Source organism: Campylobacter sp. CS_NA3, assembly GCF_027797495.1.
Lineage (GTDB): Bacteria > Campylobacterota > Campylobacteria > Campylobacterales > Campylobacteraceae > Campylobacter_B.
Map to the genome: position 1 here is coordinate 1,462,747 of NZ_CP115609.1, position 24,806 is coordinate 1,487,552.

At 37.1% G+C, this 24,806-nt stretch carries 25 protein-coding genes; 12 read left to right on the forward strand and 13 right to left on the reverse strand.

Annotated elements, in window-relative coordinates; all coding sequences use genetic code 11:
• The first annotated feature begins 105 nt into the window (after positions 1–105).
• Complete coding sequence (locus PF026_RS07430) at positions 106–387, forward strand: hypothetical protein (RefSeq protein ID WP_270864117.1); 282 nt, start codon at positions 106–108, stop codon at positions 385–387.
• Positions 388–536: 149 nt separating this feature from the next.
• Here PF026_RS07430 and rlmN read toward each other — a convergent pair whose 3' ends face one another.
• Genes rlmN through hisF form a run of 3 tightly spaced genes read right to left on the reverse strand, consistent with a single transcriptional unit; the run spans position 537 to position 2,871 of the window.
• Positions 537–1,604 (reverse strand): 23S rRNA (adenine(2503)-C(2))-methyltransferase RlmN, encoded by a 1,068-nt coding sequence (rlmN, locus tag PF026_RS07440; RefSeq protein WP_270864119.1) that lies wholly within the window; start codon positions 1,602–1,604, stop codon positions 537–539.
• Complete coding sequence (locus PF026_RS07445) at positions 1,601–2,110, reverse strand: purine-nucleoside phosphorylase (protein ID WP_333720461.1); 510 nt, start codon at positions 2,108–2,110, stop codon at positions 1,601–1,603. Before PF026_RS07445 ends, rlmN begins: the two co-directional genes overlap by 4 nt.
• 2 nt (positions 2,111–2,112) lie before the next feature.
• A complete protein-coding gene (hisF, locus tag PF026_RS07450) occupies positions 2,113–2,871 on the reverse strand; it encodes an imidazole glycerol phosphate synthase subunit HisF (protein WP_270864121.1) in 759 nt (252 codons plus the stop codon).
• Between the two features lie 96 nt (positions 2,872–2,967).
• Between hisF and rsmA the strand changes: the two genes are divergently transcribed.
• Genes rsmA through PF026_RS07470 form a run of 4 tightly spaced genes read left to right on the forward strand, consistent with a single transcriptional unit; the run spans position 2,968 to position 7,956 of the window.
• Complete coding sequence (rsmA, locus tag PF026_RS07455; RefSeq protein WP_270864122.1) at positions 2,968–3,795, forward strand: 16S rRNA (adenine(1518)-N(6)/adenine(1519)-N(6))-dimethyltransferase RsmA; 828 nt, start codon at positions 2,968–2,970, stop codon at positions 3,793–3,795.
• Positions 3,770–6,214, forward strand: a complete 2,445-nt coding sequence (locus PF026_RS07460; RefSeq protein WP_270870472.1) for a ribonuclease J — start codon at positions 3,770–3,772, stop codon at positions 6,212–6,214. Before rsmA ends, PF026_RS07460 begins: the two co-directional genes overlap by 26 nt.
• A gap of 10 nt (positions 6,215–6,224) precedes the next feature.
• Complete coding sequence (locus PF026_RS07465; RefSeq protein WP_270864123.1) at positions 6,225–7,184, forward strand: KpsF/GutQ family sugar-phosphate isomerase; 960 nt, start codon at positions 6,225–6,227, stop codon at positions 7,182–7,184.
• A 1-nt stretch (position 7,185) separates the two neighbouring features.
• The gene (locus tag PF026_RS07470) at positions 7,186–7,956 is read left to right on the forward strand and encodes a pseudouridine synthase (RefSeq protein ID WP_270864124.1); all 771 of its coding nucleotides are present in this window, start codon (positions 7,186–7,188) and stop codon (positions 7,954–7,956) included.
• 190 nt (positions 7,957–8,146) lie between these two features.
• On the opposite strand, the gene PF026_RS07475 is transcribed toward PF026_RS07470, so the two are convergent.
• Positions 8,147–8,293 (reverse strand): hypothetical protein, encoded by a 147-nt coding sequence (locus PF026_RS07475; RefSeq protein ID WP_270864125.1) that lies wholly within the window; start codon positions 8,291–8,293, stop codon positions 8,147–8,149.
• Positions 8,294–8,387: 94 nt separating this feature from the next.
• Here PF026_RS07475 and ybaK point away from each other — a divergent pair, with 94 nt between their 5' ends.
• Positions 8,388–8,876: a Cys-tRNA(Pro) deacylase gene (ybaK, locus tag PF026_RS07480; RefSeq protein ID WP_270864126.1), complete on the forward strand. Its 489-nt coding sequence runs from the start codon at positions 8,388–8,390 to the stop codon at positions 8,874–8,876.
• A 49-nt stretch (positions 8,877–8,925) separates the two neighbouring features.
• On the opposite strand, the gene PF026_RS07485 is transcribed toward ybaK, so the two are convergent.
• The 7 genes from PF026_RS07485 to PF026_RS07515 all read right to left on the reverse strand — a co-directional run bounded on the left by PF026_RS07485 (position 8,926) and on the right by PF026_RS07515 (position 16,301).
• Positions 8,926–10,017, reverse strand: a complete 1,092-nt coding sequence (locus tag PF026_RS07485; RefSeq protein ID WP_270864127.1) for a CapA family protein — start codon at positions 10,015–10,017, stop codon at positions 8,926–8,928.
• A complete protein-coding gene (locus tag PF026_RS07490; protein ID WP_270864128.1) occupies positions 10,014–11,225 on the reverse strand; it encodes an Mbeg1-like protein in 1,212 nt (403 codons plus the stop codon). The genes PF026_RS07485 and PF026_RS07490 overlap by 4 nt, the downstream gene beginning before the upstream one ends.
• Positions 11,226–11,231: 6 nt before the next feature.
• Positions 11,232–11,927: an ABC transporter ATP-binding protein gene (locus tag PF026_RS07495; protein WP_270861041.1), complete on the reverse strand. Its 696-nt coding sequence runs from the start codon at positions 11,925–11,927 to the stop codon at positions 11,232–11,234.
• Complete coding sequence (locus tag PF026_RS07500; protein WP_270861040.1) at positions 11,914–12,684, reverse strand: ABC transporter ATP-binding protein; 771 nt, start codon at positions 12,682–12,684, stop codon at positions 11,914–11,916. The genes PF026_RS07495 and PF026_RS07500 overlap by 14 nt, the downstream gene beginning before the upstream one ends.
• Complete coding sequence (locus tag PF026_RS07505; RefSeq protein ID WP_270864129.1) at positions 12,681–13,802, reverse strand: branched-chain amino acid ABC transporter permease; 1,122 nt, start codon at positions 13,800–13,802, stop codon at positions 12,681–12,683. Before PF026_RS07505 ends, PF026_RS07500 begins: the two co-directional genes overlap by 4 nt.
• A gap of 2 nt (positions 13,803–13,804) precedes the next feature.
• Positions 13,805–14,701, reverse strand: coding sequence for a branched-chain amino acid ABC transporter permease (locus PF026_RS07510; protein ID WP_270864130.1), 897 nt, complete (start codon positions 14,699–14,701; stop codon positions 13,805–13,807).
• A 481-nt stretch (positions 14,702–15,182) separates the two neighbouring features.
• A complete protein-coding gene (locus PF026_RS07515) occupies positions 15,183–16,301 on the reverse strand; it encodes an ABC transporter substrate-binding protein (protein ID WP_270864131.1) in 1,119 nt (372 codons plus the stop codon).
• A gap of 112 nt (positions 16,302–16,413) precedes the next feature.
• Between PF026_RS07515 and ung the strand changes: the two genes are divergently transcribed.
• The 6 genes from ung to PF026_RS07545 are packed head-to-tail and all read left to right on the forward strand — an operon-like array spanning position 16,414 to position 21,277.
• Positions 16,414–17,097, forward strand: a complete 684-nt coding sequence (ung, locus tag PF026_RS07520; RefSeq protein ID WP_270864132.1) for a uracil-DNA glycosylase — start codon at positions 16,414–16,416, stop codon at positions 17,095–17,097.
• A 55-nt stretch (positions 17,098–17,152) separates the two neighbouring features.
• A complete protein-coding gene (locus PF026_RS07525; protein WP_270864133.1) occupies positions 17,153–18,253 on the forward strand; it encodes a nitrous oxide reductase accessory protein NosL in 1,101 nt (366 codons plus the stop codon).
• Positions 18,246–18,512 carry a hypothetical protein gene (locus tag PF026_RS07530; RefSeq protein WP_270864134.1) on the forward strand — a complete coding sequence of 89 codons (267 nt, stop codon included), beginning with the start codon at positions 18,246–18,248 and terminating at the stop codon, positions 18,510–18,512. Before PF026_RS07525 ends, PF026_RS07530 begins: the two co-directional genes overlap by 8 nt.
• Entirely contained in the window at positions 18,505–19,677 is a 1,173-nt protein-coding gene (locus PF026_RS07535) for an ABC transporter permease (RefSeq protein ID WP_270864135.1), read from the forward strand. Before PF026_RS07530 ends, PF026_RS07535 begins: the two co-directional genes overlap by 8 nt.
• The gene (locus PF026_RS07540) at positions 19,674–20,321 is read left to right on the forward strand and encodes an ABC transporter ATP-binding protein (RefSeq protein ID WP_270864136.1); all 648 of its coding nucleotides are present in this window, start codon (positions 19,674–19,676) and stop codon (positions 20,319–20,321) included. The genes PF026_RS07535 and PF026_RS07540 overlap by 4 nt, the downstream gene beginning before the upstream one ends.
• The gene (locus tag PF026_RS07545) at positions 20,318–21,277 is read left to right on the forward strand and encodes a hypothetical protein (RefSeq protein WP_270864137.1); all 960 of its coding nucleotides are present in this window, start codon (positions 20,318–20,320) and stop codon (positions 21,275–21,277) included. The genes PF026_RS07540 and PF026_RS07545 overlap by 4 nt, the downstream gene beginning before the upstream one ends.
• 310 nt (positions 21,278–21,587) lie before the next feature.
• On the opposite strand, the gene PF026_RS07550 is transcribed toward PF026_RS07545, so the two are convergent.
• A complete protein-coding gene (locus tag PF026_RS07550) occupies positions 21,588–24,014 on the reverse strand; it encodes a sensor domain-containing phosphodiesterase (RefSeq protein ID WP_270864138.1) in 2,427 nt (808 codons plus the stop codon).
• Entirely contained in the window at positions 24,011–24,805 is a 795-nt protein-coding gene (locus PF026_RS07555) for a cytochrome-c peroxidase (protein ID WP_270864139.1), read from the reverse strand. The genes PF026_RS07550 and PF026_RS07555 overlap by 4 nt, the downstream gene beginning before the upstream one ends.
• Position 24,806: the final 1 nt, after the last annotated feature.

The following is a 24,806-nucleotide window of genomic DNA, read 5'->3' on the forward strand; positions in this document are numbered from 1 at the left end:
GTATTATGAAAAAACGGTAGTTAAATCAGCTATAATTTGCAAATTTAAGTAAATTTTTAGGGGGGGGGGGGTACAATATTGTAAATTTTTATTTGAAAGGATAACATGGAAGAACAAGAATTTTTAATATGTCCATTTTGTGGCAAAGATGACATAAGATTTGGTGCGATTGTTTGTGGTGATTGCAAGGCAGAGATTGCTTATGGTTGTTCGTACCTTGGGTGGTTGCTGGCTACGACAGTTTTATTGTTTATTGGTATTGAATATACTCAATACTCATTGTATATTAGCATATTTACTTTGCTTGTGGCAATATTTAAATTCAAAAAGAATCGTGAGTTAAAAGATAATCCGGAATTTATACGAGCTCAAAAGCATGTAAAATAAATCGATTTAAATTATAAATAATGGGCTAGATTGTTTTAAGAATTTTTTCTAGCAATTTAGCACATTATTTTTTTTCGTTTAAAACTACGAACAAAATTCCGCCAATGCCCACAACCGCGACAATGGCGATAAATACGATTTCAATTATATCAAGCGTTGTCATTTTTACTTCTTTCTTTGAGTTGTCCGCACGCAGCACTTATGTCAAGCCCTTTGCTTTGGCGAATCGTGCAGGTTACGCCATGCGCACTGAGATAATCTTGGAATTTCACCATATTTTCAGTGCTTGGGCGCAGATACGGGCTTCCTTCGTGCGGGTTAAAATATATCAAATTTACCTTTGCTTTTATGCCGTGAAGTAGCTTTACAAGGGTTTTTGCGTCATTTACGCTATCATTTACGCCACCCATGACAAGGTATTCAAACATCACTCGCTTTCGCATGTCTATGGGGAAATTTCGCACAGCGTCCATAACCGAAGCTATATTGTAGGCTTTGTTTATCGGCATTAGCTTAGCGCGAAGCTCGTCGGTTACGGCGTGAAGTGAAATGGCAAGCAAAACGCCCAAATCCATTTCGCCAAGCTTTTTTATCTGCGTAGCTAGACCGCTTGTGCTGATAGTCTGGCGGCGCGAAGCGATGGCTAGGCCGTCATTTTCTTTTAGAATTTGCACGGCTTTTGAGACATTTGCTAGGTTGTCAAGCGGTTCGCCCATACCCATATATACGACATTTACGCGTCTTTCGTAAGGGATTTGGTTTGCGATTTTTATGTATAAAATTTGCCCTACGATTTCTCCTGCTGTGAGATTTCGCACAAATCCGCCTTTGGCAGTTAGGCAAAATGCACAGCCCATTTTGCAACCGACTTGCGAACTAACGCAGATTGTGTATCTTGCATGGCGTGAAATTTTGCCGTTTTCATCGGCGACTTCATCTTTCATAGGAAGCAAAACGCTTTCTATGGTTTTGCCGTCTTTTAGCTCGAAAAGATATTTTTTGCTTCCGTCGATACTCTCTTCGCATTTTGCGCATTTTACGGGGTCTAAATAGAAATTTTTGCTTAAATTTGCTCTTAATTCCTTTGGTAAATTTAGCATTTCATCAAAATTTTTAACGCCTTTTTTGTAAATCCACTCGTAAATTTGCTTGGCTCTAAATTTTGGCGTTACAAGCTCGGATAGTTCATCAAGTGTGAAATCTAGGATATTTTTCAAATTATTCCTTTTTGTTTTAAGTAATTTTCTAAAATTTCTTTGGCTTTTGCGTGATTTTTCAAAAAATCTGCGTGTGCGTTTTGGTTGCAAAAATTCGTCGCGACGAAAATTCCGCGAGCTGGGATTTTGAAACTTTCGGCGACTTTGATGACAGAGTAAAATTCCATATTTTCGATTTTGTAGCCGAGTGTGGCGAATTTTTGCGCGCAAATTTCATCTGTGGTGATGAAATTTGATGAGTTACAAAATGTTTCATATGAAACATTAGAGTTAAAAATCGGGCTGTATGAATAGCCCAAAAGCTCGGAAATTTCGTGATTTGTGGCTGTTTCACACTCGAAAATATCAAAAATTTTACCTTCATTATACAGACCGCAACTGCCTACAAACAAAATTTCGCTATGTTTTTCGCTCGCTAAAATTTTGGTTAAATTGATAGCGCAATCCACGAGCCCCACGCCGACAGCGCGCGCGAAGTCGAATTCTTCGCCATTTCCCGCGCACACTATCAACTTCGAACCCTTATGCCGTTTTGCAAAAGATAGGTTTTTAAATCTTTGATTTTTATCTCGCCGAAGTGAAAAATGCTCGCTGCGAGTGCTGCGTCTGCCCCGCATTCAAAGGCTTCTTTGATATGCTCCATATTTCCTGCGCCCCCGCTTGCGATGACGGGGATTTTTAGCATTTTGCTAATTTTGCCCGTAACTTCCAAGTCAAAGCCGTTTTTGGTGCCGTCCGCGTCCATAGAAGTTAGCAAAATTTCCCCAGCACCCCTGCTTTCGACTTCTTTCGCCCATTTATAGGCGTCAATCCCCGTATTCGTGCGACCGCCGTGGATAAAAATGTTATAGCTATCGCCCGTTTTTTTGACATCAAGGGCGACCACGACACATTGAGAGCCGAATTTTTTCGCTGCTTCGTCGATTAAATTTGGGTTTGAAATGGCGGCTGAGTTAATGCTAACCTTGTCGCAACCGACATTTAAAAGCCTTGAAATATCGTCAATCTTGCGAATTCCGCCACCCACGGTTAGCGGTATAAAAAGCTGTTTTGCCACGCTTTCGACCACATGCACGATAGTATCTCGGTTTTCGAAACTAGCAGTTATATCTAAAAAACAAAGCTCGTCCGCACCGCTGTCGTTGTAGATTTTGGCGACTTCGACTGGATCTCCCGCGTCGATGAGATTTACGAAATTTACGCCTTTTACGACCCTGCCGTTATTTACATCAAGGCAAGGGATTATCCGTTTTGCAAAATTATCCAAATTTAACCCTTAAAAATTTACTAAATTTAATTATTTTAGCTAAATTTTGCTTAATATAATGACTTTATAAGCAAAATTTAGATAAATTCGTCTGTTATGATTAAAGCGAAAAAAGAATTCGGACAAAATTTTTTAAAAGATAGCGTTATTTTGGATAAAATCGTCCAAGCGATTCCCAACGATACGAGCAATATCGTTGAAATTGGGCCTGGCTTGGGTGATTTAACTCTAAGACTTTTAAAAATTTCAAAAGTTAAAAGTTACGAGATAGATAGAGATTTAGAAAAAATTTTAACCGCAAAATTTGCCGATGAGCTAGAAAACGGGCATTTTGTGCTTGTTTTGGGCGATGCGTTAGAGATTTGGCAAAACGGTGGTTTAAGCGAAAAAAAATATTTTTTGGCTGCAAATTTGCCGTATTATGTGGCTACAAATCTGATTTTAAGGGCGATTGATGATGATAATTGCCTTGGATTTGTGGTTATGGTGCAAAAAGAAGTTGCATTGAAATTTTGTGCGACAAGCAAAAATAGCGAATTTGGCGCGATTTCGGTTTTGGCAAATTTATTTGGGAAGTGCGAGTTTTTATTTGAAGTGCCACCACTTGCCTTTGAGCCGCCGCCAAAAGTAACTTCGGCAGTAATGCGTTTAGTAAAAAATGAATTTTTGAGCGAGCATAAAAAATTCGCAAATTTAGACGAATATGCCGAATTTAAGGGCTTTTTGCGTATTTGTTTTTCTGCGCCGAGAAAGACACTTTTTAAAAATTTATCGTCAAAATTTGACAAAAATTTGCTAAATAAAATTTTCGCAAATTTGCAAATTTCGCAAACTATCAGATCTCACGAGTTAGATTTCGCCTTGTTTTTAAAAATTTTTAAAAATTTAAAGGTAGAAAATGAACGAAGAAAACAAAAGAGATAACGAAAGACCTTTTAAAAAGACAAATCGTTTCAAAAAACGCAAAGAAAATTTAAAAAAATCGTTAGAAAAAAATGAGAGTAGTGGTGAAGAAAAAAGCCTAAATTCTACGCAAAATTTCACTAACAACGCCACTAACAAACGCACTAACACAAACGCCAAAAGCCACAAAAAAGGGGCTAAAAAGCTAACTAACATTAACGGCGAGAGTGCGTTTGATAACTTTTTTGCCGACGATAATGAGAGTGAATTTTTTGATGATTTTTTCGCTGATGACACGGCTAAAAACCTAAATAATCTAAAAAATACAAATTTGCAAACTAACAAAAAAAGTGGCAAAAATAGGAAAAAATCGCAAAATTCAAAAAAAGCTAACGAAGCGACAATCGGCGTAGAAAATTTAGTAAATTTTGGCGATGAAAATGTGATAAAATCGGCTCAAACAAATAAACAAACAAAAAATTCGCAAGGTGTGAATTTGCAAAACGGAGCGAATTCGCAAAACGGGGCAAATTCACAAAACGGCGAAAGTGTAAAAAACGCAAATTCGCAAAATCAAAGTTCTCAAAATGAAGCAAGTTTGCAAAACGGCGAAACGCAAAAACAAGCTAATGCTTCAAAAAAATCAAAAAAACGCAAAAAATCAACGCAAACGATAAAATTAAACGGCGAAGAGCCGTGGCAAAAGGCGATAGTAAGCGTGATAGAAGCAAATAAGGCAATGCACGATTTGCGTTTAAATCCGCTTAAATATATGAACGGAAGCAACGACTGCATTAAAATCACGCCACTTGGGGGCTTGGGTGAGATTGGCGCGAATATGACGATTTTTGAGACCGCAACGAGCGCGATTATCGTCGATGTTGGTATGAGTTTTCCTGATGAAAATATGCTTGGCGTGGATATTTTGATACCTGATTTTGACTATGTCCGCAAGATAAAAGATAAAATCGCAGGTATCATCATCACTCACGCGCACGAAGATCACATCGGTGCGATGCCGTATTTTTTCAAAGAATTTCAGTTTCCTATCTACGCTACGCCGCTGCCACTGGGTATGATTTCAAACAAATTTGAAGAACACGGCTTAAAATCGGAGCGAAGCTATTTTCGCCCTGTGGAAAAGCGAAAAATTTATGAAATCGGCGATTTTGAAGTGGAATTTATCCATATAACGCACTCGATTATCGACGCTTCTGCGTTAGCGATAACGACGAAAGCCGGAACCATTATCCACACGGGCGATTTTAAAATCGATCACACGCCGATTGACGGCTATCCGACGGATTTAAATCGTTTGGCGTATTACGGCGATAGGGGCGTTTTATTGCTTATGAGCGATAGCACAAATTCACACCGCGAGGGCGTAACGAAGTCCGAAAGCTCGGTTGGTCGCACATTTGATACGATTTTTAGAAATTCTCACGGGCGTGTGATTATGAGCACATTTAGTTCAAATATCCACCGCGTTTATCAGGCGATCGAACGGGGCGTGAAATATGGTCGCAAGGTTTGCGTCATCGGGCGAAGTATGGAGCGAAACCTTTGGACTGCAATCGAGCTTGGTTATGTAAATTTAGATAAAAAGATTTTCATTGACCCAGAAGAGGTCGATAAATACCCAGAAAATGAAGTTTTAATCGTAACCACAGGCTCTCAGGGCGAAACCATGAGCGCACTATATCGCATGGCAACTGATGAGCATAAATATATAAAAATCAAGCCAACCGATCAAGTCATCATCTCGGCAAAAGCGATTCCGGGTAACGAAAATAGCGTTTCAACCGTGCTAAATTTCTTGCTAAAAAGTGGCGCAAAAGTGGCGTATCAAGATTTTAGCGAAATTCATGTTTCAGGCCACGCTTCCATAGAAGAGCAAAAGCTCATTTTCTCGCTAGTTAAGCCGAAATTTTTCTTACCTGTTCATGGCGAATACAACCATATAGTTAAGCACAAAGAAACGGCTATGGAGTGCGGAATTGATGAGCGAAATATCTATCTTATGAGCGACGGCGATCAAATGGAAGTTTGTCAGAAGTATTTGAAGCGAGTAAAAACCGTTAAAACAGGCAAAGTTTTCATCGATAATCAAATAAACAAGCAAATTTCAGACGACATTGTAAAACATAGACAAAATCTAGCCGACGCAGGAATGGTCGTCATCATCGCGCAAATCGATAAAAACGAAAAAAGCCTAATAAAAACGCGCGTTGTGAGCTATGGGCTTGTTGATGAGAAGCAAAACGGGGAATTTACAAAAGATATGGAAGCCGTTATCGAGCAGTTTTTGGCGAACATGAAAACCGAAATTTTGCTTGATAACCGCGTGTTGGAGTCGCAAATTCGCCAAGCCGTGCGAAAGCACATTTTTAGAAAAACAAAAAAATATCCGACAATCGTGCCGGTTATTTACCTAATGTAAGGGGCATTTTATGGGCATTATACAAAACGCAAAAGATGTTTTAAAGCTCGAAGCAAACGAGCTTTTACGCCACGCCGAGCTTATCGGCGATGAAATCGAAAGAGCTGTAAATTTGATTTTAGAGTGCAAAGGCAAACTCATCGTAACAGGCGTGGGAAAAAGTGGTCATATCGGCGCGAAAATCGCTGCCACTTTGGCAAGCACAGGCACGCCTAGCTTTTTCATGCACCCCACAGAAGCCCTGCACGGCGATCTTGGCATGGTCGGCAAAGATGATTTGGTTTTGGCTATTAGTTTTAGCGGTGAGAGCGAAGAGTTGGTGCGAATTTTGCCACACATTAAGCGATTTGGCGTGAAAATCATCGCAATGGCAAGTAACAAAAATAGCTCTTTGGGGCGAATTTGCGACGAATTTATTAGCCTTAAAATCGAAAAAGAAGCTTGTCCACTTGGGGCTGCGCCTACGGTTTCTACCACGCTAACACTTGCACTTGGTGATGCGTTAGCGGTGTGCTTAATGAGTGAGCGAAAATTTCAAAAAGAAGATTTCGCAAACTTCCACCCAGGCGGTAGTCTTGGCAAACGGCTATATCTAAAAGTCGCTGATGTCATGCGAACTAACGATTTGCCGATTGTTAGCGAAAGTGTTAGTTTAAAAGAAGCCATAAATGCGATGACACACGGCAAACTAGGCACCGTTTTGCTAACTAACACAGAGGGCAAACTAACGGCGATTTTAAGCGACGGAGATTTGCGTAGGGCGTTGATGAGTGAGAATTTTAGCCTTGAAGAAAGCGCGATTAAATTTGCCACAAAATCGCCAAAAACCATTGAAAATTCGCAAATTTTAGCTTCCAAAGCACTTGAAATGATAGAAAATTTCAAAATTCAGCTTCTTGCCGTTACGGATGAAAACGGCACCCCAATCGGCACCGTGCATATCCACGACCTTAAAAACATAGGGCTATAAAATGGAAAAAATGCGTTTAAATAAATTTATCTCGCACAACACAGGTTATTCACGCCGTGAAGCTGACGAGCTAATCAAAAACGGCAAAGTTAGCATAAACGGGCGAGTTGTTAGCGAGTTTGTGGAAGTTTCGGGCGAAGAAAAAATCCGCATAAACGGACGAATAATCAAGAAAAAAACCGAATTTAGCGTGATTGTCTATCACAAACCAAAGGGCGAGTTAGTCACCAAAAAAGACGACCGCGGTCGCAAGACGATTTATGACAGCTTGCCAAACGGATTTTCTAAATTTGTCAGCATTGGACGGCTTGATTTTGCCAGTGAAGGGCTTTTGCTATTAACTGACGCCCCTGCGATTGCGACGGCTTTGATGAAAAGCGACATCGAAAGAGAATATTACCTAAAAGTCAAAGGCGAAGTAACTGACGAAGTCGTAACGGCGATAAAAGAGGGCTTTTACGCAGATGACGCCACCAAGGGCGCTCACGCCAAAAGCAAAATCAAATCAATGGAATTTAAGCCATTTTTGGCGTATCGCATAATGCCAAGCAGCGGCGGATACACCAAGATTAAAGCCATCATAAACGAAGGGCAAAACAGAGAGTTAAGGCGGTTTTTTGGGTATTTTGACCTAGAAGTCGTAGATCTCAAACGCACGGCATTTGGGCGGGTTACGCTAGGAACTTTGAAGCCCGGAAAGTGGAGATATTTGGATAGCTCGGAATATGATGATTTGAGAGATTTTTTAAAACAAGGAAATATTCGTTATTAAAATTCCCCATACCGAACGGATTAAAGCTTAAATTTGGACGATTTCTACGCTCACTACCGCTCAAAGGTAGCTTCGCTTGAAACCGCCCAAATTCAAGCTTTACTACGCCCACTCTGTCTTGAATATTTGTGGCGAAATTAAATAAATTTGCAATCGTCGGCATACGCCGTTTGAATTTGCAATTTTTTTGTCATTGCGAGAATTTGCGAAGCAAATTCGAAGCAATCGCCAAAGCTAAAATTACGAATTTGTTTATTTGGTTTATTAACCACTGGCGATTACTCTGCTTCGCTACGCTTCGCAAAAAACCTGCGACTTCGTCGGCTTGTTTTACCACGAATTTGCCTAACGACAAATTCTCGCAATGGCATTTTATTTTTAGTCAAATTTGGCTAAAATTTGCGTTTTAATTACTAAATTCAAGGCTAAAAATGTCCAAAAAAATCGAAAAAACAAACGCTTGTCGCATACTTGACGGGCTTAAAATTCAGTATGAAATTTTAGAATACGAAGTCGATGAAAACAACCTTGACGCCGTGCATGTGGCAAATTCGTGCCAAAAGCCTATCGAGCAGGTCTATAAAACGATAGTTTGCGAGTGCGGGGGCGAGTATATCACGGCGTGTTTGCAAGGCGATTTAAGCCTTGATTTAAAGGCGTTAGCTAGAATTGCGAAAGTCAAACGGGCAGAGCTAATGAATCTAAAAGAACTAACAAAAATCACAGGCTATGTCAGGGGCGGTTGTTCGCCACTTGGCATGAAAAAGCACTTTCGCACATTTATCGACTCGCGCGCACTAACACAAACGCAAATTTGCGTTAGCGCAGGAGTTAGGGGCAAACAAATTTGGCTAAATCCAAACGATTTAGTGACTGCGACAAAGGCAGAATTTGGCGAATTTGCCGTGAAATTTGAATAAATTTGAAGTTAATATTTTTTGATATGTCAAAAATGAGAAAATTTTTGATTTACTCCACCGAAAATTCAGAAAAAATCTTATTCCAAGTGGTTTTTAAATTTTCAACACTCATTTTTTTGCCTTGCGTTCGCCTTAGTCGGTGCGTGGCTTCTAAAATAGTCGGATAGTGCCTTAAAAAATGCACCGAAAAATTCCCTGAAAATGTCCCTATATGCGTGATTAAAGGCTCGGCTTTTATGCTTTTTATCTGCGTTTTGTTATGCTCTTTTTCGATTTTTACATCTGCCATGGCGCCAAGCATTCGCACGGGTTCTTCTTGGTTTGAGATGAAATTTCCTAGCGAATAAAAGCACGGAACGCTTCTGTTATCATCAGTTGTGATGAATTCTAGTGGCTGGATTACATGCGGGTGAGTGCCGATGATAAGGTCGGCTCCTGCGTTGGCTAGGAAGTGCGCCTTTTTTTGCTGTTCTTTGGTCGGTTTGTGCGAGTATTCTACGCCCCAGTGTGGCAAAACCACGACAAAATCGGCATTTTTCCTAGCAAATTCCAAATCGCTTTTGATTTTTTCTTCATCGCTAAGCAAATTTACTAGGTAATTTTTGCCTTTTGGCGGTTTGTATCCGTTTAGCCCGTAAGTGTAGTTTAAAAGAGCTACGCTAATATCATTTTTTTTGAAAATTTTTATAAATTCGCTTTTGTTGTGATCTGGCGAAATGCCGATATATGCGACATCATCAAACTGCGACCAAAAATTTATGCTATCAAGTATGCCTGTTTCGCCTTTATCTAGTGCGTGGTTTGTAGCATGAGCGACAATGTTAAATCCTGCGTCTTTTACGGCAAAGCCTACTTCAAGCGGAGAGCCAAACGCAGGGTAGCCGCTGATTTTTTTTCTATCTTGGACTAAAATTGTCTCTTGGTTTATGATTTTTATGTCTGCTTGTTTGATTTCGTCTTTGATATATGCGTAAAGCTCCTTAAAATCGTAGCTTTTGTTTGCTTCGTTATAACCTGCTTCGATGATTTTTGAGTGGATTAGATTGTCTCCGACTGCGATGAGAGAAAGGCTTTTTTTTGTAACATTTTCATCGGCATTTAAAGTGTAAAATAGTGATAAAATCAGTAGAAATTTTTTCAAATTTTATCCTTTTTTTCATCGATTTTATCATCAATTTCTTTGATAAATTTATTAATGTATTTTTTGCCTAATTCTTTAAATTTTGATTTACCAAATTTGATATATTGTTCTTGCATATTTTTAAATTTAGCTCTATTTTGCTTTCGCAAAATACCTATATAAAGCAAAATTATCTCTGTTGCGATTTTTATAATATTTTTCTTTTGTTCTGATGAAATCTTGCCATATTCTCTAAGCATATTTGATAGGGAAGTGGGCAAATTTGATAAAATTTCATTAAATGATTCTGCGTTTGAAGCATAAAGAATTCTAAATGCCGTATCGATAGCAATTTTCAATTCTTCATCGCTAGCTGTAACTAAAAATGCACTCAACGCTTTATCGATATTTCTGCTAGTTTTTGTGCTTTTAGCATAGATAAAATCGTCTTTTAAAACTTGCCACGAAAAAATATCGTGTTGCAAAAGCCCTTTTTGTGAGCTTTTTATCACTTTGAATTTTTCCTTGTGATTTAAAAGTCGCCCGATGATACTATCTTGCGGGATATAGGTTTGAATTTTGGATACAATATCGCTATTTATGTCATTTAAATCAAATTTGGTATTAAATCCCGGTCCATCGTAATTGTAAATTTTAATAACCCTATTTGCTATTTCACTATCCGCACTCAAAGCCGAATAAACTGCGATATTTCCGCCTTTTGAGTGTCCGCCGATACGAATTTTTTTATTTGGATATGCTTTGGCGATTTTATTTAGATACTCCCTGCCGCAAATTTGAGACGGAATTTCTTGCATAAAAGCCATGTTAAAGCTTTCGTTCCAGCCAAAAATGCTGTTGTCTGTGCCTAAAAATGAGATATAAATTTCATCTTTTTTGGTGTGGATTGTGATTGCGCCAAACTGCTTTTGGCTTGTTTTGTCGTTATTTTGCTCGTAGTTTGTTACTACCATATCGCAAAATCGTTTTGCTTTGCCTAAATTTGTGATTAGTTCTTTATCGCCGTTATATAAAAATTCGCTGTTGTCAAAATTTTGCATTTTTTTGGCGATTGATTTTATACTTTCTTGCGAATTTAACGAAATTTTGTGAAAAAGCATATACGCAAATCGCGCCAAAATAAGACTATCAAGCTCGTTAAATTCGTGGTTTTTTGATATTTTTATATCGCCACGCCAAACTAGATAGTCATTGATATTTGCGCCCATTACGACTTAAATTCCTAAGTATTTTTTGCGAATTTCATCGTTGCCGATTAGATCTTTTGCATTCCCTTCAAGGGCGATTAAGCCGTTTTCTAAAACATAGGCATAATCGCTAATTCGAAGCGCAGAAACAGCATTTTGCTCGACTAAAAGTATGGTTATGCCTTCTTCTTTTAGTTTAACGATAATGTCAAAAACTTCTCCCACGACCTTTGGGGCTAGACCAAGGCTTGGTTCATCTAGCATTAAAAGTTTTGGCTCGCTCATTAACGCTCTTGAAATGGCTAACATTTGGGCTTCGCCGCCACTAAGAGTTCCAGCTAGTTGGTTTCGTTTTTCCTTTAAACGAGGGAAGAAATTATACATCGCATCACGCAAATGTTCGTAGTTTTCTTCGTTATTAAACGCTCCGATTTTTAAATTCTCTTCGATTGTCAAATTTATAAAAACTCTTCTGCCCTCTGGCACCAGCGAAATGCCCTGTTTTACGAGCGTGTGAGTTTTATGGCGTTCTGTTTGATAGCCCAAAAATGTAACTTCGCCTGTGCGTTTGACTGAATTTAAAAGTGCGTTTAGTGTTGAGGTTTTTCCGGCACCATTTGAGCCGATTAGACTTACGATTTTGCCTGTCCCAACGCTAAAATTTATCCCTTTTACCGCTTCGATAGGTCCGTAAAAAACATGTAAATTTTTAACCGATATCATCAACATCTCCTAAATAAGCCGAAATTACATCTTTGTTTCGTGCCGCATCGCTTGGTTTTCCTTCGAAAATAACTTTGCCGTAATCAAGCACCAAAACCCTATCACAAAGGCGATTTACAAACTTCATATCGTGTTCGATGAGTAAAACCGTTAAATTTTTTCGTTTTCGCAAATCAAATATCAAATTTGCTAAATCATCGCTCTCTCTTGGATTCATTCCGGCTGCCGGTTCATCGAGTAATAAAAGCTTTGGATTTGTTGCTAATGCCCTTGCGATTTCGACTTTGCGTTGAATTCCATACGCTAGGCTTGTGGCTTTTTCGTTTGCGAATTTTTCAATGCCAAGTTCGCTTAAAATTTCCATTGCCTTAGCTTTGGCGATTTTTTCGCTTTTGTGAAATCTGCCAAAATGCAAAATCGCTTCGACAAATGAGTATTTTGTTGCCGAATTTAGCCCGATTAAAACATTTTCCAAAACGCTCATAGAGCTAAATAGTCTTATATTTTGAAATGTGCGCGAAATGCCTAAATTTACGATTTTATGTGGTTTTATCCCTTTTAAATTTACGCCGTCAAATATGACTTCGCCTGTCGTTGGCATATAACTGGCAGTGATTATATTAAACATTGTCGTTTTTCCGGCACCGTTTGGTCCGATTAGTCCGAAAATTTCGCCCTTTTCGATACCAAAACTAGTATCGCTTATGGCTTGCACACCGCCAAATTTTTTGCTGATATTTTTTAGTTCGAGTATCATTTTTCGCCACCTTTTTTGCTGCGAAGTTTAGCAGGTCGCAAACGATTTAGTATTTTAATTTTTTTGATATTTTTGGCTTTTTCGATGATGTCTGTTAGCTCGTTTCGCCCCATGATACCGCTTCTAGCAAAAAGCATAACAAGGATTAAAATGATAGAGAAAACTACCATTCTAAGTCCCGGCATTGCAGGTGTGGTGTATCCAAAAATATTCATAGGCTCATCTAAAAATCTTAGCCACTCAGACCCGCCCATAACCAAAATCGTGCCGATAATCGCTCCTGTTGTTGAGCCAAGTCCCCCTAAAACGATGATGATTAGAAGTTGAAATGTAAAGAAAAATGTAAATTGCTCAGGCGAAACGCTTCCAAGAAGCCCCACTAGCAAAACACCGCCCACGCCTTCAAAAAACGCACTCGTGCAAAATGCCGTAGTTTTAGTGGCAAAGGTATTAATTCCCATCGCGAGTGCGGCGTCTTCGTCGTCTCTGACTGCTTTCATGGCTCTACCGAATTTAGAATATACCAAATTTAGCACAACAATAACTGCCAAAATCGCAATAAATCCCGTGTAAAGTATGTTTGCGTAAGCGCTTTTGTCGCCGTTTTCATCTACGCTTTGAATTCCGATTAAACCCAAAGAGCCGTTTGTGTAGGCAGGGAAATTTACGGCTAATAACTGAATAATAAAACCAAATCCAAGCGTTACAATCGCCAAATAATCACCCCTAACTCTAAAAACAGGAAACGATAAAATAAGTGCTAAAAGTGTCGCAAAAACTCCGCCCATAAGCATAGCAAAAACAAAACTTGATGAGTGAATAGCTAAAATAAAAGGGGCAGGATCTTCTAAATCAAACTGATATGCTTTGGCGTCCGCATTTAGCAGTATCAAAGCCGCCACATAGGCTCCGACTGCGACAAAGCCGTTTGGCTCTAAGCTAAACTGCCCTGTAACGCCATTTATAAGGTTATAACTAATGGCTAAAATGATGAAAATCGCGATATTGTTTGCGATACTTTTGCCGTAATCGCTAAAATAAAAATGAGCCACCAAAATAAAGCCAACTGCAATAGCAAAAAAAGCAAAATGAAGTAGTTTTTTCTTTACAAAATTCATCGTTAAAACCTACTTTTCTCAAAATTTATGCCTAAAATTCCCGTCGGTTTAAAAAGCAAAACAAAAATCAAAAATATAAAGGCAAATGCGTCTTTAAAACCGCCAAGATCAGGGTAAAGTGCCACCGCGACAACTTCTGTAAAACCTATGATAAATCCGCCAAGAACTGCCCCTGTAACGCTTCCGATACCGCCAAGAACGGCTGCGGCAAAGGCTTTTAAGCCAATTAATACGCCCATTAACGGATCAACGGACGGATAGCTTATCGCCCAAAAAACGCCGCCCACTGCTGCTAAGGCTGAACCTAATGCAAAGACGATTGAGATGATAAAATTTGAGCTAATCCCCATTAAATTTACCGTTTTTATGTCAAAAGCTAGGGCGCGAATCGCCATGCCGTATTTGGTTTTAAATAAAATCATCAAAACAACGCTTAATAAAACAAGCGTTAAAATCGGTACCAAAATAGCACTCATGGTGATATTTATGCCACCGATTTGCACGATTTTTTCGAAAAATTCAGGCACCGGAAAAAGGCGTGGTGTGCCGCCAAAAATGACATTGAAAAGGTTTTCAAGCAAAAAGCTAATGCCGATTGCGGTTATCAAAAGTGAAATTCGCGGTGCTTCTCGCAAAGGTTTATAGGCGACTTTATCGATACTAACGCCAAGAAGCACGGCAATCGTAACGGCAAAAAGCAAAGAAAAAGCAAACGGAATATGCAAATTTGCAATCCCAAAAAGTGCAGTATAAGCCCCTACCATCATAATGTCGCCGTGAGCGAAGTTTATGAGCCGTAAAACGCCATAAACCATCGTGTAGCCGATAGCGATGAGCGCATACATCGAACCAAGGCTAAATCCGTTGATCATCTGCTGAAAAAATAACAAGCTATCCATAAAAACTTCCGTAAATTTAAAATAACCTAATATTTTATCAAAATTGTTATAAAAGCTTACTTTAATTTGAAAATTTTTGTAACTTTGTGGAATTTGTGAATTTTTTAATATCGTAGGGCAGTATTTTTACCCGCCAAAAATTATGCAAATTTACAGAATTTAAAACAATCAAATTTTATAAATTTTTGATAAAAACCAAATTCTAAATTTAACCATTGGCGATTGCTTTGCTTCGCTACGCTCATTTTGCCACGACCACTTCGTGGTCTCGCAATGACAGTGGAAGTAAATTTGGATTTACAAAATAATTCAATGCAAATTTTGATAAATTTATGCCGACGATTTCACGCCAAATTTGCAAAAGATAAGACTTTTTTCGTCTATTGTTGCAAATTTGGCGTGAAAGCTAGGCTGGTTTAATTATAAAAAAAGAATTTCACCGAATTTGAAAAAATTCGGTGAAATTTAGAATATCAAAAAATTATTTGCTTGGGATAATCGTATCTTTGTACACAGGTTTTTGATTTTCAATAACTTTTAAAACAACGCTTCTAGTTGCATTTCCCTTTTCATCAAGGCTGATTGTGCCTGAAACGCCTTCGAAGTTAGAAGTTGAATGAAGTGCGTTATTTATGCACTCGCCACTTTGATCTTCGCATTTATTTAGAGCATTTACCAAGATAAAATATGTATCAGCACCAAGGGCTGTAAAACCCGCTACTTCGCGGTTGCCGTTAGCTTTTTCGAATTCATTTACGAAATCTTCGCTAAGTTTGGTTTCTGGTTTTGTGTAGTCAAAAACATCGGTAAAGATCGTGCCATTTACAGCTTCGCCACCAAGATCGATATAAGTTTGGTTTCCGATACCATCACTTCCTACAAATACAGCATTTACGCCGATTTGTTTGGCTTGGCGAACAAGAAGTGCCGCTTCTGTGTAGTAAAACGGAATATAAACAAACTCAGGATTTAGTGTCGCGATTTGGGAAGCAACTGCTTTGAAATCTTTATCGCCTGAGCTAATGTTTAGTTTTTTTACGACCTTTCCGCCGTTAGCTGTGAATTTTTTCTCAAATGCTTTTGCAAGACCAAGTGAGTAAGCAGTAGTTTGATCAGCCACTACAACGGCATTTTTCAAATTTGATTTTGTAGCAAAATCAGCAGCAACTTCGCCTTGAATAGAATCTTGGAAAGTTACGCGTGAGCCGAATTTTACGGTGTCTAAAAGTTTATCTGCTGTCGCAGCAGGGGCAACGGCCGGGATTTTTTTCGCATCAGCGATTTGCAAAATTTGTTGAGTGTTGCCTGTGATCATTTCGCCGATTAGTGCGACAGCTTTGTCTTGATCGATAAGTCTTGTTGCACCTGTTGCGGTTTCGACTTTATCGCTTTTGCTATCTACTAGCACGACTTTTACGCTATCGCCGTTTGCTAGGGTTGGTTGCATTTTATTTGCAAGTTCAACGCCTTGCCAAGCAGTTTGACCATAAGTTGCAGCAGCACCGGTCATAGGTAAAACAACGCCGATAACGACTTCTTTTGCGTTTGCTAGGCTAAAAGCCACAGCCAAAGATGAAGCTATAAGAGTGAATTTTTTCATTTTTTCTCCTTAAAAAATTTAGCTGATATAATAGCGAAAAAAAATAAATTTATATAAAAAAGTAACAAAAAATTTTTGCTATAATTTTATGATTTAAAACAAAAGGCGAAAAATGCAGATAAAACTCGAAAATGTTAAAATCGAAAAAAGTTGGAAAAATGAGCTAAGAGATGAATTTTTATCGCCGTATTTTTTGCAAATCAAAGAAAATTTGATAAATGCGAAAAAAAATGAAGTTGTTTTTCCGCCAAGTGAGCTAATTTTTAACGCTTTTAATATTACTCCCTTTGATGAAGTAAAAGTTGTGATTTTGGGGCAAGACCCGTATCATGGGGTAAATCAAGCAATGGGGCTTAGTTTTTCTGTGCCAAAGGGTGTCAAAATTCCGCCAAGCCTAATCAATATTTTTAAAGAGTTGCAAATGGAATTTGGATATGAAATTCCAAAAAACGGAGATTTGACAAACTGGGCGAAGCAGGGCGTTTTGCTTTTAAATTCAAGCCTAAGCGTAGCCGCGAACAAGCCAAATTCGCACTCCAAATTTGGTTGGCAAATTTTTACCGATAGTGTTATAAAAATTTTAAGCCAAAAAAGGCAAAATTTAGTTTTTATGCTGTGGGGAAATTACGCAAAAGCAAAAGCGAATTTGATTGACGAAAATTGCCATTTGGTTTTAAAAGCAGCCCACCCAAGCCCCTTAGCCGGTGGAGCGTTTTTTGGCTGTAACCACTTTAAAAAATGCAACGAATACTTAAAATCGCATAACAAAAATGAGATTGATTGGCGAATTTATTGATAATTAAATTTAAAATGATACAATTTCGAACTTATTTTTCAAAAGGGAATTTTATATGAAATTTGTCAAATTTGTTTTGGTTTTTCTTTGTCTGTGCGTTTTTGCAAACGCCCACGAATTTAGCAAAATGGGCGATGAAAATGCTACTATTTTGCAAGACGGCGACGGAAAAGAATTTTGTCCGGTTTGCGGTATGAAAATTCAAAATTATTACAAAACGAGCCACGCTTCGCATTTGGACGACGGAACAAAGACGCATTATTGTTCTATGCGTTGTTTGATTGTCGATAACGAGCAAAGGGGCGCAAATTTAGAAAATGCGATGGTGGTTGATGCAAATTCGCAAAAATTAATCCCTGCTGTTTTGGCTTTTTATGTGGTCGGAAGTAGTGTAAATGGCACTATGGCAAAAGTTAGCAAACTAGCATTTGAAAACGAAAACGACGCAAAAGAATTTGCTAAAATTTACGGCGGCGAGATAAAAAATTATCAAGATACGCTTAAAATCGCAAAAGAAGCCATAAAAACAGATAATGCCGAGCGAAAAATGAGAATGCAAAAAATGGTTTATCCTATGGGCGAAAAGGTTTATAAGTCAAAATGCAAAGAGATAAATTTGAGTGAATTTGATAGCGTTAGAGCTTTAAAAGCCGAAATTTACGCAAAATGCGAAAATATCACAGAAAAAGAAGCCCAACCTGTTTTACGCTACCTTTGGGACAGGCAAAAACACGCTGACGGCGAAAAAATAGTGGTAAAAGAAAGCGATAAATGCCCAGTTTGCGGTATGTTTGTGCATAAGCATAAGGAGTGGGCAGCCAAAATTTCTTTTGAAAATGGCGAATACGCAGCATTTGACGGCGTAAAAGATATGATGAAATTTATTTTTGAACCTGCAAAATATGGATTTAAAGACGCAAAAATCGCTAAAATTCAAGTGAGCGATTACTACACGCAAAATGCGATTGACGCAAAAAGCGCGTTTTTTGTCGTCGGAAGCGATGTTCTTGGTCCTATGGGAAATGAGCTAATCCCTTTTGGTGATGAAGATAGCGCAAAAAGCTTTAAACTAGATCATAGGGGCGAGGCGATTTTGAAATTTGATGAGATTAGCAAACAAATCGTTTGCAGACTTAACGGCGGCAGTTGTGAATAAAAAATTTTGTATTCTTGTGTTTGCGGTGTTTGCCGTTTTGGCGGTGCAAATCGCGTTTTTGCAAGGCAGGCAAACAGATTTTAACCAAAAGGCTAAATTTGTAAATTTAACAGGATTTTCATCTTTTGCCTTTGGCGAATTTTACGCAAGACACATATTTTCTGGCGAGATTAACGATATTTTTGGCTTTTATCCGGGTTTTAGGGAGAGTGAAATTTCATCGTTTTTAACGCCAAATTTAGGCAAAATCTATGAATAATATTTTTGATTATGCGCTAAATTCGATATTTCGTCATGGATTAAAAAATATTTTAATCACAATCATTTTTGGAATTTTGGTTTTTTTACTATCATCGGTTATTTTTATCACAAATTCGCTAAAAGCCGAATACAAAGGCATTAGTGCAAATTTACCCGATATTTTGGTGCAACGCTACTACGGCGGAAAGGCTCATTTTATCGATGAGAAAATGGTCGATGAGTTTTTGCTAATGCCTTCTGTTTCTAGCGTGCAGCCTAGAATTTGGGGGCAGTATCACTTTGAGCGAGAAAGCGTGTATCTCACGCTTTTTGGGGTGCAAAGCTACCAAAAACATTTTGATAAATCAATTGATGAAATCGCTACAAATTTAGATAACTTTGACGGCGATTTTATGGTGGCTTCAAAGAGAGTTTATGAATTTTTGCAAAAATATTTTAGGGCGCATGATTTGGTTTTGGTGCCGTTTTTTACGCCAAGCGGGGATTTGATTTCGCTTAGGAAAGGCGGGGTTTTTAAAAGCCATAATTCGCTTTTAAATAACGATATAATCTTACTTAGCGAAGAAAATGCAAGGAAAATTTTAGGTGTGCCAAACGGGCAGTTTAGCGACATTTTGCTTGAAATATCAAATAAAGCAGAAGTTGATTTTTTGGCTGATAAAATTCGCAGGTATCATCAGGATTTAAGGGTTATTACTAAAAGTGAAATGCTAAGAAAATATGAAAATTTATACGATTTTAAGAGCGGTTGGTTTTTAGCTCTTTTGCTGACTTCGGTTTTGGCTTTTGCGATAATCTTATATGACAAATCAAGCGGAATTAGTAGCGAAGAAAAAAGAGAAATCGCCATTTTAAAAGCGCTTGGTTGGGACATTTCGGACATTATTAAATTTAAACTTATCGAAGCTTCGATTTTATCGGTGCTAACATTTTTCATCGCTTTAAATTTGGCAATATTTTTTGTTTATTTTTTAAAAGCACCGATTTTAAGCGAAGTTTTTAGCGGTTTTTCAAATTTAAAACTTGATTTTGATTTGATTTTCGTTTTCGATTTTAAGCTTGTTGTGTTGCTATTTTTGCTAAGCGTTCCTTTGTATGTCGCAGTTAGCATTATACCTGCTTACAAAGCTTCTGTGCGCGATATAGGCGAGGTTTTACGATGATAAGCGTTAGTGGTGTTAGTAAAATTTACGCTAACGGCGTTAGCGAATTTTGTGCTTTAAAAGATATAAATTTTAGCGTCAAAAAGGGCGAATTTTTTGTTATAAAAGGCGTTAGCGGAAGCGGTAAATCAACGCTTTTATCACTTTTAGCTGGTTTTGATAGACCAAGCTTGGGCGAAATCATCATAAACGATGAAAGCATTTGCAAACTTTCTATCAAATTTATGTCTAAATTTAGGCGTGAAAATATCGGTTTTATATTTCAAAATTTTAATCTCATACCAACTTTAAGCGTTTTGGATAATATTTTGCTTCCTGCTTTACCCGATGGCACAAAGGATAAAAAAGAGTTTGCAAATTCGCTTTTGGCTAAATTTGATTTGGAGAATAAGGCAAATTTATTAGTAGGGAAGCTTTCAGGCGGAGAACGCCAACGAGTAGCGATAGCAAGGGCTTTGATAAATAATCCAAGTATCATCTTGGCAGATGAACCAAGTGCTAGTTTGGACGAGAATTTGACAAAAAATTTGATGAGCTATTTTGAAAATTTAAAAGATGACGGCAAAACGATCGTCGTTTCTAGTCACGATCCGATTATTGCAAATTCTAGTATTGTATCAAATTTTTACGAGCTAAAAAAATGATAATCTATCAGCCTTTTGTGATGACACTTTTATTTTGCGAAGCTTTGGTGCTATTTTTTTGCACGATTGCCCTTTTTTACGGCGTTAAAATCGCTTTTAAATTTGATGAAAATCTGCTTTCGCCAAAGCAATACAAACTGGCTCAAACTAGCTATTTAGTCTCAACTATCGTTAAATTCGCTCTTTTTGTGAAGTTGCCGCTATTTTTGTTTTTTATCTGGGTGCTTGATGAGCTTTCAAATTTAATACCCGGTGCTATGTGCGCCGTAGGCGTCATCGACGCAACCGAATTTGGTGCATATTTGCTTTTTTTTAAAATCACAAATTTGTTTTTGCTGAGCGGTTGGATTTATCTAAATTCACAAGATTTCAAAACCAAAACATGCAAATTTATGAAGCTGAAATTTAGGCTTTTTATCATTATTTTCATTTTTATTTTTTGCGAAATTGCCTTAGAATATCTGCATTTTTTCGGCATAAAAACGACCCATATCGTTCAATGTTGTAGCGAAATTTTTAAAACTTCGCATTTTAGCGTTAATGCGTTTTACCATAAAGATTTTTTCATTTTGGGTGCATTTTACGGCATTTTTACGCTTTTTGCATTTAGTGCGATTTTGCGAAAACAAAGTCTTTTTAGTGCTTTGAGCGTGATTTTTGTCTTTGTTAGTATTTACGCGCTTATTCGATTTTTTTCGCCCTATATTTACGAGCTTCCTACGCACAAATGCCCGTTTTGTATGCTTGAAAAAGAGTATAATTATATCGGTTATGCTATTTATATTTTGATTTTTTTAGGTGCCTTGCCCGGCGTTTATGCCTTTATTTCGAAACTTTTAAATATCAAATTTGATGATTTTTATTTTAAGCTTTCACTTTTTGCAAATTCGCTCTTAGTTACGATTTTAAGCGGTTTTGTGCTTGTTTATCGTTTCAAAAACGGCGTTTGGCTGTGATATTTTTTTGAAAAATTTATTCATTTTTCAAATTTCTTTTAAGGGGGAAAGGGGCTGACTTGCGAAGCGCCCCTTTCCCCCTTAACAACCCCCATACCCTGCACGCTTCTATCGTGGCAAATTTATAAAAAAGTTTATAACTTTTTTATAAATTTGATTTTACGATAAAATTTGCTTCGCAAATTTTTGGATTTAATTGCTTTGCAAATTCTCGCAATGATTTTTATCGTCATTCTGAGCCTTGCAACGCAAGGCGAAGAATCTCTTGCTTAATTTGCCAAAGCTAGGCTCGTTTCAATTTTAAATAATCTCACCAGCTTTGCGGGATTGAGCTAACCGGCATTGGCTTACCAAGCAAAAATCCTTGCACAAATTTAATGCCTAATGATTTTACAATCTCCATTGTTTCGATATTTTCGACGAATTCAGCCACGATTTCGTAATTTTGTCTTTTGGCAAACGATACAATGGTTTCAACTATGGCGCGAGAGTTTGAATCGATTGCGATTTTTTTGATGATTGAGCCATCGATTTTAATATAATCAACATTTAAAGCCAAAATTCGGTAGTAGTTTGAGTAGCCACTAGCAAAGTCGTCAATGGCGATTTTGCAGCCAAATTCTTTTGCTTTTCGAACAAAATTTGCAACCGTTTCGTAGCTTTGTATATCTTCGCTTTCTAAAATTTCGATACATAAATTTGAGCAGTATTGCGATGATTTGAGATTTTGGATAAAAATATCTCTAATTAATGCATTTGAAATATCAAGGCTTGATAAATTTATCGAAAAGTGCGTATTTGGGAATTTTTCAAGCAGTCTAAATGTCTCTTCGATGACACATTTTGTGATTTGGATATAAAAAGAGGTTTGCTTTGCGACATCTAAAAACTCTCTTGGCATAACGGTTTTGCCGTTTTCATCGCTAAGGCGAACCAAAATTTCATAATATGCAGGTTCAAATTCGTTATCGATATTTTTATAACTAATATCAAAAATTGGTTGGCAAACTACGAAAATTTTGTTATTTGTCAGTGCGTGTTGGATTGTATTTGTCATAATTTGGTTGTGCGAATATCTTGCTTCTATGATATTATCAGTGTTATAAAATCCCATATTTTCGTTTTTTGTCTTTGCTTCGTGGTGAGCTATGGTAGCTTGATAAAGTCTATTTGTATTTGGCGTATCGCGATCTGTGCTAATACCTATGGTAATATCAAGCGGCGCCATAACAAGCCCGTTTGTTTGGCTGTTTAGTCTAAAAATTTTGTTGTTGAAATACTGCATTATAAACTTAACATCTTTTTTTATATCATCTCCGCTATACCAAAGGCAAAATTCATCTAGCTGCAAACGAAAAATTTGGGCATTTATGCGATGTGTTTCGATGGCGAGTTTTAGCGTTTTTGCAAATTGGGTTAAAATTTCATTGATGACATTTGTTTTGTAAAAAAAGCGCAAATTCGTAAAGTTGTTGATATTTATGTAAATTATTTTGCCAAGTTCGTTTTGATTGATACGAAGCATAAGCGCAGCTTCATTTCCAAAGCCAGTCAAATGGTCTAAAAACGCCGAATTTGAAAGCTCAAATTCGGTATCTGTGAGCTTTTCTTTTATGTCTTTATTTGCAGATTGATCAAGTTTTATAACGCCGTAAGCGTAATTTGTATCTTTTGTAGGGAGTTTAAAAAATCTCATTTTTTCAAAAAGCAAATTTCCGTTTTTTCCTTTGCTGACTAGCTCGTTATGTTCGAAAATTCCAAGTTTTTTAACGCTGTCATACATTCTAATGTAAAAACCTTCTCTAAATTCATAAGAGCTTAAAATTTCCATTTTTTTATCATTTAGCTCGTTTTGGCTGTATTTTGTGCTATCTTGAAACTGCTCATTTGCGTATTTGAATTTAAAATCTTTATCCAAAATACTAATGGAGCAAAACGATTTATCGGCTATTTCTTTAAATGCACGATACAACGCACTTTGGCGAATAGAGAAAATTTCCATTAGCAAAAGAGCGCACATTGAAGTCAAAAAAAGCAAAAAGAAAAAGATTGTTGCATATTTTAGCTCTGAGTAATATTGATTAATAAAATCTGTAAATTCGCTGTGAATTCCAAAAATTTTACTATCTATGGCTAGATTTTTTTGATTATTTATCTCGCTAAGTTTTACAAAATTTGTTATGATGTTGTTTGCGATTGAAATAAAATCTGCTTCGTTTGTATCCCAAGGACTAAATCCTTTTATTCGATTTTTAATATTTAAAATTTCATCGCTATTTTTATAATTTATGGTCGAAATTTGGCTGTAAATTTTGCTTAGGCGATTTTTGTCGCCAATTTTTTCAAAAGATTGTTCTAAATTTTTCATAAGGATCAAAGTTTGTGAATTTAGGGTATTAAATTCCGAAATAAGTCCGATTTTTTGACCAAAAAGCGCATTTACATCTTTTAGATTTTTTTCAAAATTTCCGTTAAAAATAATATCGGATTTTAAAAGTTCTTCCATGTTTTCATTAAAAAGTTGAATATTTTTGTTTAATTCATCATAATTTACATTTGCAAATTTATCACCAAAATAACTATTAATGTTGGAATTTGTTTGGATTATGTATTGAATTTTTTGGCTAGTTTCCATTAAATTTGATATATGGTTTAAAACAATTGAGTATTTTAAGCCATAAAAAATACTTGCCGCTAACGAGATAATAATAAATAGCAGTATAAATTTATTTTTCATTGCAATTCCCCGCTTAATGTTTCTAAAAATTTTATGATTTTATCGATTTCATAATCGCTTAGTGTCGTGTTGATTTTTTTTATCGACATTTGCAAAATCGCACTTGATAAATTTTCTATGTCGCCGCTATACGGCGCAGTTTTGGTAATATTTCTAAGAGTGGGAACTTTGACTAAGGCGTTTGAATTTATTGCTTTTTGGAAGCTATTTGAGCCTAAATTTACGCCGTTGTGGCAACTGGCACAACCAAGATCTAAAAACAGCCCATAACCTTCTTGTTCATCTTCATTTAATTTAAGCTCATTTCGTAAAAAATGGTCGAATTTTGAATTTGGCGTTACAAGAGTTTTGACAAAATGTTCCAAACTATCGGCGATATTTTCAAAATTTATGCCATCTTTATAAAGTTTTTTAAAGCTTTCTGCGTAGTTTGAATTTAGTCTAACTACCGATTCGATTGTGCTTGGATTTGAGTTTAATTCGTGTTTAGCAGTAAGTGAGCGTTTTATTTTTTCTTTTAGGCTTTGGTTTGTGCCGTTGGAGAAAAATAGCGTCGAAAGAGCCGAATTTAAGATAGTTGGCGTATTTTTGTCTTTTGAAGTTCCGCTTTGATTTAGGTAGATGTTATGACAGCGATCGCACGAAATTTTATTTTCATTAAATTTGGTTTCAAAATAGAGTTTTTCGCCAAGCTTTGCCTTTTCTTTGTCAAATTTCGGCGGTTCTATCGGCGAAAAAAGCCCCGAAGAAAAGCAAAAAACAAAGCTAAAAAAAATCAAAGCAAATCTCATC